At 46.8% G+C, this 7,901-nt stretch carries 7 protein-coding genes and 1 pseudogene; 1 reads left to right on the top strand and 7 read right to left on the bottom strand.

The window, feature by feature from the left end:
• Positions 1–21 precede the first annotated feature (21 nt).
• From rbfA to pilM, 6 genes are all read right to left on the bottom strand, one after another.
• Positions 22–414, bottom strand: coding sequence for a 30S ribosome-binding factor RbfA (gene rbfA, locus IM477_RS11810; protein WP_190357356.1), 393 nt, complete (start codon positions 412–414; stop codon positions 22–24).
• Positions 415–455: 41 nt separating this feature from the next.
• Positions 456–653, bottom strand: a complete 198-nt coding sequence (locus IM477_RS11805; protein ID WP_002737592.1) for a DUF751 family protein — start codon at positions 651–653, stop codon at positions 456–458.
• Positions 654–1,110: 457 nt separating this feature from the next.
• Positions 1,111–3,204: a secretin GspD/PilQ domain-containing protein gene (locus IM477_RS11800; RefSeq protein WP_287731843.1), complete on the bottom strand. Its 2,094-nt coding sequence runs from the start codon at positions 3,202–3,204 to the stop codon at positions 1,111–1,113.
• A 71-nt stretch (positions 3,205–3,275) separates the two neighbouring features.
• On the bottom strand, positions 3,276–4,067 hold the full coding sequence (locus IM477_RS11795) for a pilus assembly protein (RefSeq protein ID WP_287731842.1): 792 nt from the start codon (positions 4,065–4,067) through the stop codon (positions 3,276–3,278).
• The gene (locus IM477_RS11790; RefSeq protein WP_287731841.1) at positions 4,064–4,834 is read right to left on the bottom strand and encodes a PilN domain-containing protein; all 771 of its coding nucleotides are present in this window, start codon (positions 4,832–4,834) and stop codon (positions 4,064–4,066) included. The genes IM477_RS11795 and IM477_RS11790 overlap by 4 nt, the downstream gene beginning before the upstream one ends.
• Positions 4,835–4,843: 9 nt before the next feature.
• Positions 4,844–5,959, bottom strand: a complete 1,116-nt coding sequence (gene pilM / locus IM477_RS11785; protein ID WP_287731839.1) for a type IV pilus assembly protein PilM — start codon at positions 5,957–5,959, stop codon at positions 4,844–4,846.
• Positions 5,960–6,470: 511 nt separating this feature from the next.
• On the opposite strand from pilM, the gene ilvC reads away from it, so the two are divergent.
• Positions 6,471–7,463, top strand: a complete 993-nt coding sequence (gene ilvC, locus IM477_RS11780; protein WP_287731837.1) for a ketol-acid reductoisomerase — start codon at positions 6,471–6,473, stop codon at positions 7,461–7,463.
• A gap of 181 nt (positions 7,464–7,644) precedes the next feature.
• Here the strand turns inward: ilvC and tnpA are convergent.
• Positions 7,645–7,901 (bottom strand): annotated as a pseudogene (gene tnpA / locus IM477_RS11775) (IS200/IS605 family transposase); the annotation flags it as partial.

Below are 7,901 nucleotides of genomic sequence, written 5' to 3'. Positions count from 1 at the left end.
TTATCCTCTACTGATCACTGTTCACTGGTCACTGATAGCGGAATCGTCATCTTCTGGGGGTCGATCGCTTTTAATATGATCAAGAAGGTGTAACATTCGATCGCCGCGTTCGAGGGAAGAATCTTCTAGGAAGACCACTTCGGGGGTACGTCTGAGACGGATGCGTTGACCAAGTTCACGCCGGACGAATCCTGCGGAAGCTTTTAAACCGGCCATAGTTTCGGCCTTTGCATCTTCGTTGCCGTAGATAGACACAAAAATTTTAGCGTGTTGCAGGTCGTGGGAGAGATCCACATCGGTAACGCTAACCATACCGGCACCGACCCGATCATCTTTAATTTCCATTAATAACATTTGGCTGACCTCGCGCTTAATTAGCGAGGAGACGCGAGATACTCGACGATCGTTAGCCATAATTTTCGTCCCCTAAAAACAGCGAAACCCTTACCATTGTATCAAGCTAATCCGAGCATGGCTTTGAGGGTGAAATAAAGAAAGGCGAAAGTTCCCCCTAGAAAGCCCACAAGTGCGATCGCTGTGAGGGGATTTTTTAATAAAGGGGCTAACCAGCCGAAAAAGGCGAAGAAAATCCCTAAACTAAAGCTAATCAGATAGCGGGGGTAACGGCTCACGTTATCAAAAAAGTCGCCCATAAATTTTGTTTATTATCTTTGTCCGTAAGCAATTATAGCAGTAAGCTTCGATGCTGCCACGCCGCTCGATTCAAGGGACTTAACAGAATCTCTAGACTTTTGTACTATTTAGTGGTATAACTATCTGGCTGGAGAAAAGTACAGAATCGCTCCACTCTAGATCAAGTTAAGGGTACATTCAAGCTTGCAACGGGCATCGATCGATCCCTGAATTCGGGCTAACCAAAAGAGGATAATTAGGGTTTGCGGCAAAAAGTTTTTCCTGGGGGCAGGGTGTAGGGTGTAGGGTGTAGGGTTTTACTGATTTTGAGGGGGTCAATTACCCAATTTTCAGGGAAAAAGTCCCTGAATTTGCCCCCTGATCACTCCCACATCCGGTACTTTTTGATTGACAAAAGGTCTAAAAACCTGGTTGGATAAGGTTTTTAGATTTATTCAGCCAGCCCTATATAACTGATTACTGTCGCGGTTGTACGGGGAAACCTTGACGCTGAAGCATTTCCGCCGCATCTTGGCCCGGTTGATAGTTGATGCCGAGGGTAGAGGTGGCCGTATCCTCGATAATTTTGGGAGTGAGGAGAATAATCACCTCCGAGCGATCATTGCGATTGGTACGACTGCGGAATAAAGCCCCTAAAATGGGAATATCGCCTAAAATCGGCACTTTTGTCTCAGAACTCTGTTGGCGCTCTTGGATAATGCCGGAAAGAATTAAACTCTGTCCATCCCGGAGACGAACTAAACCAGAAGTCAATTCCCGACGAATCAGAGGGGTAAGGGTGTTGATTGTGAGACCACCGCTATTAAATTGAATTGGAGACCCCGGAGAGGCGATGGTAGGGCTAACCGACAGGGAAATAAAACCGTTATCATCCACCTGATCGACGTTTACCGCTAAAGTTAATCCAGCATCGGCCAGTACAGGGACAGTGGTGCGTTCGCCACTGAGAGGATCTACACTTGTCTTCACACTTTCTAGCACTTTCTCGGTGAGCTTAACGGTGGCCTGTTGACCTTCCTGCACCACCAGGGAGGGATCGGTGAGAATCTTGGCATTTCCTGTCTGAATTGAGGCTTGCAGGGTCATCAGGAATTTTTGGGGATACTGGAAGAGGGTCGGGGGTTCGTATTCATACTCTATTATTCCCGTCTCTGGGTCAATAGTAGTATCACTCAAACCGGGTTGGAAGGGGTTAACAGTGCGACCAAAACTAGGGCGCGAGTAGGGTGTTAGACCCCCTGAAGAGTCATTGGGTCCCTGGTTAACACGGCCAAAGGGAGCGCCATTCTGAATGTCAAAAAAAGGTTGAATTTCTGCTGTCCCCGTACCCGATATGATATCAAAAATCGGCACAACAGGCTGTGCAAAAGCCCCCGGTCTGCCTACAGTCGAGCTAGTGGGTGGGTTCATATTACCAAAGTTCAGCACTGCTGCCCCGTTATCTTGAACGAAGAAACCATCGTTAAAACCGAAGGAAAAACTACTGTTAAAGCGGTCTGTATTGAGCAGGTTGACATCGATAACTTTGACATTAACCACCACCTGACGGCGACGGGCATCCAGTTGGGTTAATAAGGATGTGGCGATCTGGACTTGTCGGGGTTCGCCGATTAAATTAATAGAATTAAGGCGATCATCGGCGGCAATTCTTAAACCGGTTAAAAGTAGGGCAGCTTTTGATCCTTCTGTGTTTTGGGGGGTCAGTGGCTCTAGGGTGGGAGCAACATCCCGGCGACCGGTTACTCGTCCGGTGAGGGGATCGACGATATCCTCGGTTTGGGTAACTAAACGCTGGTATTCCGCCCCTTGGGTGGCGAGGAAAATGGCGGCGGCGACAGCTTTAACTTGATTGAGACGCAGGGTGCGGCTAATCAGATTACGAGCCCCTTGGGGTAATTGCGCCCCGACAAAGATGGTTTTACCCTGACGGTTAGCTTGGAGTCCGGAAATTAACAACACGGCGTTAAAAATGTTTTCCACCGATTCGTTAGTAAATTCCAAGGAAACTGTCTGAGAGGTGGCGTTAGTTTCCCCCTGGGCGCTGGTGAAAACGACGTTATAACCGGCATAGTTAGCAAGGGTCATTAACACTTCTCTAGCGGAAGCTTCCCGGAGTAAAACACGAGGTACAGTCATATTACGATCGAATTTGACCTTTTCGGCACTAGCATCGATGTTAGAGATGGCAATATCTCCCACCGGTGGGGCGACGGCCCGGGGTAGGGTGGGAGCGCCAGGGGCTTGGGGTACGCCTTGAATGATAATTTCGGGGTTGGGAACCATGGGCGCACTTTGGGCGAGCAGTTTTTCACTGGCTAAAATGCGATCGCTGATTTCCTTTTGTACGGCTGCGGTTGAAGGGACAAGCTGATTTTGCGACTTTTGTAAATTTTCTTTACTAAACTCTTGCCAAAATTCAACTTTTAATGTAGGGGATTTTAACTCTGAACCATCGAAGGAAATGGGGGTTTCGGCCAAAGCGCTCAGGGGAGCCATCAATAAAAACGAGGCAATTTGGGGGATAAACAGGGCATAGCGGGACGGATTCACTTTATTCACTCCTCAACAATTGGGGGATTCAACGGACAAAAAACGCAATACTCACACCGGATTGAAGACTATTATTGGGGCGGACTAGCGGGGGGTTGACCTTTGGCGGGGGGTTGACCTTCGGCGGGGGGTGGCGGTGCTAATTTCGCTAATTCTTCGGCATTGAGAGGAATAATCACATCGAGAAGAAAGGTGGTAGTAACGGGTTTATCGCCTTGGGGAACGATAGTGGCTTTATTGTTGCCAGTACTAACCACTTTAACCGCCGATCCTTCCTTTTCCATCTGGGTATTGAGACTGTTTAGCAAAATGAGCGGCTGTAATCTTTCTAAATCCCGAATAACCTCTTGAGTGTTAGCATAGTTCCCTTCGATCTTGACGTTAAGAGTTTGACGTTTGAGCTTATTATTAACCGCGCTACCGAGGGAACCATCGGAAACCACCACTGGTTCTAGTCCTTGGGGTTGGAAGCTAATCAGCTTAACATTGCGAGACTTAAAGATATTGCTAATATCTAAGAGAATAGTGCTTAAGTCTTTTTCTTTCGCAAAAAGCGAGAGTATTTGCTGTTTAATAGCTTGTTTTTGTTGCAACTGACTCTCAATTTTTTGGAATTCTGCGGGTCTGAGACCGCTTTTTTGTTGATCTACCTGTTGTTGTTTGCCAGCTGCATCGTTTTGCAACTGTTGCAAGGTATTATAAGCGGGCATCACCCAGTTAAAAAGCAGATAGAAAGAGCCAAGTAAACCTAGCACAGCGGCAGCGATGCCACTATTGCGGGGAGTAAAAGTTATCCCGAAAGCGATAGGATACTCGTCAAATTCCTCTAATTCCCGATCTTCAAATTCTTCGGTAAAGGTCATGGTTGAATGACTCCTTGGCGTTTGAGAGTATTAATCCTAGTGACAACTCCGAGTGCTCCATTCCGGGTAAGATTGAGCAGTTGTTGAGTAGCGGGAGTATCACTTAATTGGGCGGTGAGCACAAATTGAACCGCTTGGGGGAAAGTGACATTAATATTTTTGTACTGATTGTCCACCTGTACGGGTAAATCGGCCAGGACAGCACTTTCGATCGCGGTTTTCTTGCCCTGTAAAAAAGGAGAAGCTTGCAGGGTTAAGAGATAATCATTTACTGCTTCGTAACTACTGGCAAAACCACTGATTTTTAACTGAGTAGCCCGATTCGGTTGCCCTTGATCTGGGGCAGCGGGAACCTCCACCTGCTGCACACTGGTTAGCTGGACGCTAGGGGGAGTTTGTTGGCGAATTTCTTGAAGAATGGCTGACCAAGGCCTAATCTGATTGAATACAGTTACCAGAGATTGATTTTCTCCTTCTACTGCCGTTAATTGCGCTCTCAGGTCTTCTAGCTTTTTGCTTTGGGCTTGCAGTTGACCTAATTCCGCGTCCAGTTGCTGAATTTTGGCCTGAGTTTCGCTGGTTTGCCAACCGACGAGTAAACCGAGTAATCCCGTCAGTGTCAATAATCCGGCCCCCACTCCCACACCGATCAACAGGGGTGTTTGTTTACGCAGGTTAATAGCGGTGGAAATCTTGGACGAGGGGGTTCCTTTGCCCGTTTGGTTAAGATGGCGATCCTTAAGAAAATTAACGTCAAGACTATACATAATTTTTGTCTATACCTCCCGTAATCCTAAACCGAGAACTGTTCCTAATCCAGGTCTTTCGGTATTAGGAATCTCTTGAGTTGTATCTAAATTCAGTGATGCGATCGGATCGATTGCCATGGCGGGGACGCTGAGACGTTGAGTAAAATATTCGTCTAGTTGCGCTAAACCGCCCCCGGGACCGGCTAAAAGTAACTGGACGATTTCCAGTTCATCACTTTGGTTAAGATAGAAATTAATCGATCGCCGTAACTCATCGGTTAATTCCCCTAAAACGCGCATCAGTGCCGTTATCCCGGCGTTAGTAGGGGCCCCGGAAGTGCCGGTATTGGTGCTAAGACTATCAAAGGCAATAATCGGAATTGTCATCCCCAAAAGAATCTCAGGACTGCGGGAGGTGGGCAAATTCATCGCCCTGGAGAGGGCATTTTGTAGCTGGAAAGTGCCGATGGGGACAGTGCGGGAAAATTGGGGAACGCCGTCCACCACGATGGCAATTTCCGTGTTATCAAATTCTATATCAACAATAACGGCGGCTTCATTGGAACTAAACTGTCGCAAATGCTCGCGAATCGTCCGAATTAGGGCAAAACTATTAATTTCTAGCACATCTACCTGTAATCCTGCCTGTTGGAAGGTTTCCATATAGGCATCGGTAATCTCCCGACGAGTAGCAACTAATAATACTTGTACTTTTTCGATCCCGTCTTCATCCTGAAAGTAGCCTAGTTTTTGGTAGTCGAGATCCACTTCCTCGCGAGGATAGGGAAGGTATAAACTAGCCTCATGATTTAAGACCAGATTTCGCAATTCCTGATCGTCCAATTCCGAGGGAATGGGGATAATCCGGATAATTGACTCGCGCATCGGCACACCAGTAGCGACTCGTTTGCTGTTAATTTTATTTTCCTTGAGGACTTCTTGGATTAATTCCGCTAAAGCGGGGGAATCGACGATTTTTCCCTCCTCAAAGATGCCTTCCGGGATATCCGACGAACAACATTTAACTAATTTATAATTTTGTCCCTGTTTGGCGATCTGAGCTATGTTAATACGCTCCGGGGTGATCTCTAACCCAACACCTTGAGGTTTTTTTGTCAATAGCTTTTTAAAAAAACTTACCATAGATTTTCCTGGGCAGCTCTAAGGGGATTGGTGATCAACAAAGCCAATAATCTTTTGACCTGATTTTATCTAGGGTCGATCAAGGCAGTAAATCAGTCTATAAACGATCCTGACTGGGTAAATTACCCAGAAAAGGTAAAAATCGAGAAGGAGAGAAGCTATTTCGGCACTAAATACTAACCCGATTATCTGTGTTCAGATCGAGGTTAATCTTAACTGGATAGGAGGAGAGGAAGTGCTTAATGATAGTGACATTGTACTCAATTTTGGTGAAAGAACCAAGTCCAAGCTAAAAATTGGCCATTACCCCCCCCTTTTTTTTTCTGCTCCACTAGATCAAGCCAGCCAAGCCTAGTTAGAATACCCAATTATCTAGAGAAAATTTCAATTTTTCTAGGCACTATTTTTTCTTGACTCCAGGAAACCGGCGCTCGAATGCTTCTGAAGGGCGTGATTTTCTCCTATAATTAGGAGTTTGCACAGTGACAAAAGAAGTTAAGGAGCGAGTTCGATGGCACGAATGTACTATGATGAGGATGCCAATTTAGATTTATTAGCGGGAAAAACGATCGCTATTATTGGTTATGGTTCCCAGGGTCATGCCCACGCATTAAATCTCAAGGATAGTGGCGTTAATGTGATTGTTGGTCTATATCCCGGCAGTAAATCGGCAATCAAAGCCAAAGAAGCCGGTATTCCGGTTTATGATGTGGCCCAAGCCGCTAAAATTGCCGACTGGATCATGATCCTCTTACCGGATGAAGTGCAGAAAACGATTTATCTCAACGAAATTGCCCCGAATTTAAGCGAAGGCAAGGTTTTATCTTTTGCCCACGGCTTTAATATTCATTTCGGTCAAGTGGTTCCCCCGGCTAACGTTGATGTGGTTATGGTCGCACCCAAAGGACCGGGCCATCTCGTCCGGCGCACCTACGAACAAGGTCAAGGAGTCCCCTGTTTATTCGCCGTCTATCAAGATGCTACCGGCCAAGCACGCGATCGGGCGATGGCCTACGCTAAAGGTATCGGTGGCACTCGGGCCGGGGTTTTGGAAACCACTTTCCGCGAGGAGACAGAAACCGACCTTTTTGGCGAACAGGCAGTATTATGCGGCGGTTTAAGTGCTTTAATTAAAGCTGGCTTTGAAACCCTCGTGGAAGCTGGTTATCAGCCCGAATTAGCCTATTTTGAGTGTTTACACGAAGTGAAACTGATCGTCGATCTGATCGTCGAGGGCGGTTTAGCCAAAATGCGCGATAGTATTTCCAATACAGCCGAGTACGGTGACTACACTCGCGGTCCGCGGGTGGTGACGGAAGCGACTAAGTCCGAAATGCGGAAAATCCTCGGGGAAATTCAATCGGGACAATTCGCCAGAGAGTTTGTCCTCGAAAATCAAGCAGGTAAACCGGGGTTCACCGCTATGCGTCGTCAAGAGGCAGAACATTCGATCGAAGAAGTCGGTCAAGATCTGCGGGCGATGATGAGTTGGCTAAAACGCTAGTTCTCTTTTTTTCGCTGTCGGGTTGGGTGCGACTCCGGAATTCTTGCCGTTGTGTCCGCCCCGATACCCGACACCCGACCCCCCACTCCCCAAAAGGAAAACTTCCTATTTCAAGGTCGCGAGAGGACTCCCGTTAAACCGCTACGCAGTTAACGGGAGATGAATCGCGACCAGAATAAAACTAACGCGGTAGGGTTTCCACTTTCGGGGAGTTTTGGTTCTCGACGTATTTTTTTAGTTGTTCGATGGTAACGCCGCCACAACTAGCCACGAAATAACCTCCCGTCCAAAAATAGGGTTTGTTGTCGAAATACTTGGCCGCCAAATCCGGAAATTCCTTTCTAATTAATGGGACTACTAACTGTTTTAAGGTTAGCGATTAATTTGGATAAAGCGATGTCAGGTTTGTCATCGATAATCCGGTGAACGTAATCCGAT

This window comes from Microcystis sp. M090S1 (assembly GCF_020246295.1).
GTDB lineage: Bacteria > Cyanobacteriota > Cyanobacteriia > Cyanobacteriales > Microcystaceae > Microcystis > Microcystis aeruginosa.
The sequence above is the reverse complement of the archived record's forward strand: the minus strand, read 5'-3'. Positions and strand labels throughout refer to the sequence as shown.

Excerpts from the sequence above, each read along its gene's own strand:
- rbfA (WP_190357356.1), bottom strand. The coding sequence starts at position 414 with ATGGCTAACGATCGTCGAGTATCTCGCGTCTCCTCGCTAATTAAGCGC.
- IM477_RS11790 (WP_287731841.1), bottom strand. The coding sequence starts at position 4,834 with ATGTATAGTCTTGACGTTAATTTTCTTAAGGATCGCCATCTTAACCAA.
- ilvC (WP_287731837.1), top strand. The coding sequence starts at position 6,471 with ATGGCACGAATGTACTATGATGAGGATGCCAATTTAGATTTATTAGCG.
- pilM (WP_287731839.1), bottom strand. The coding sequence starts at position 5,959 with ATGGTAAGTTTTTTTAAAAAGCTATTGACAAAAAAACCTCAAGGTGTT.
- IM477_RS11805 (WP_002737592.1), bottom strand. The coding sequence starts at position 653 with ATGGGCGACTTTTTTGATAACGTGAGCCGTTACCCCCGCTATCTGATT.
- IM477_RS11795 (WP_287731842.1), bottom strand. The coding sequence starts at position 4,067 with ATGACCTTTACCGAAGAATTTGAAGATCGGGAATTAGAGGAATTTGAC.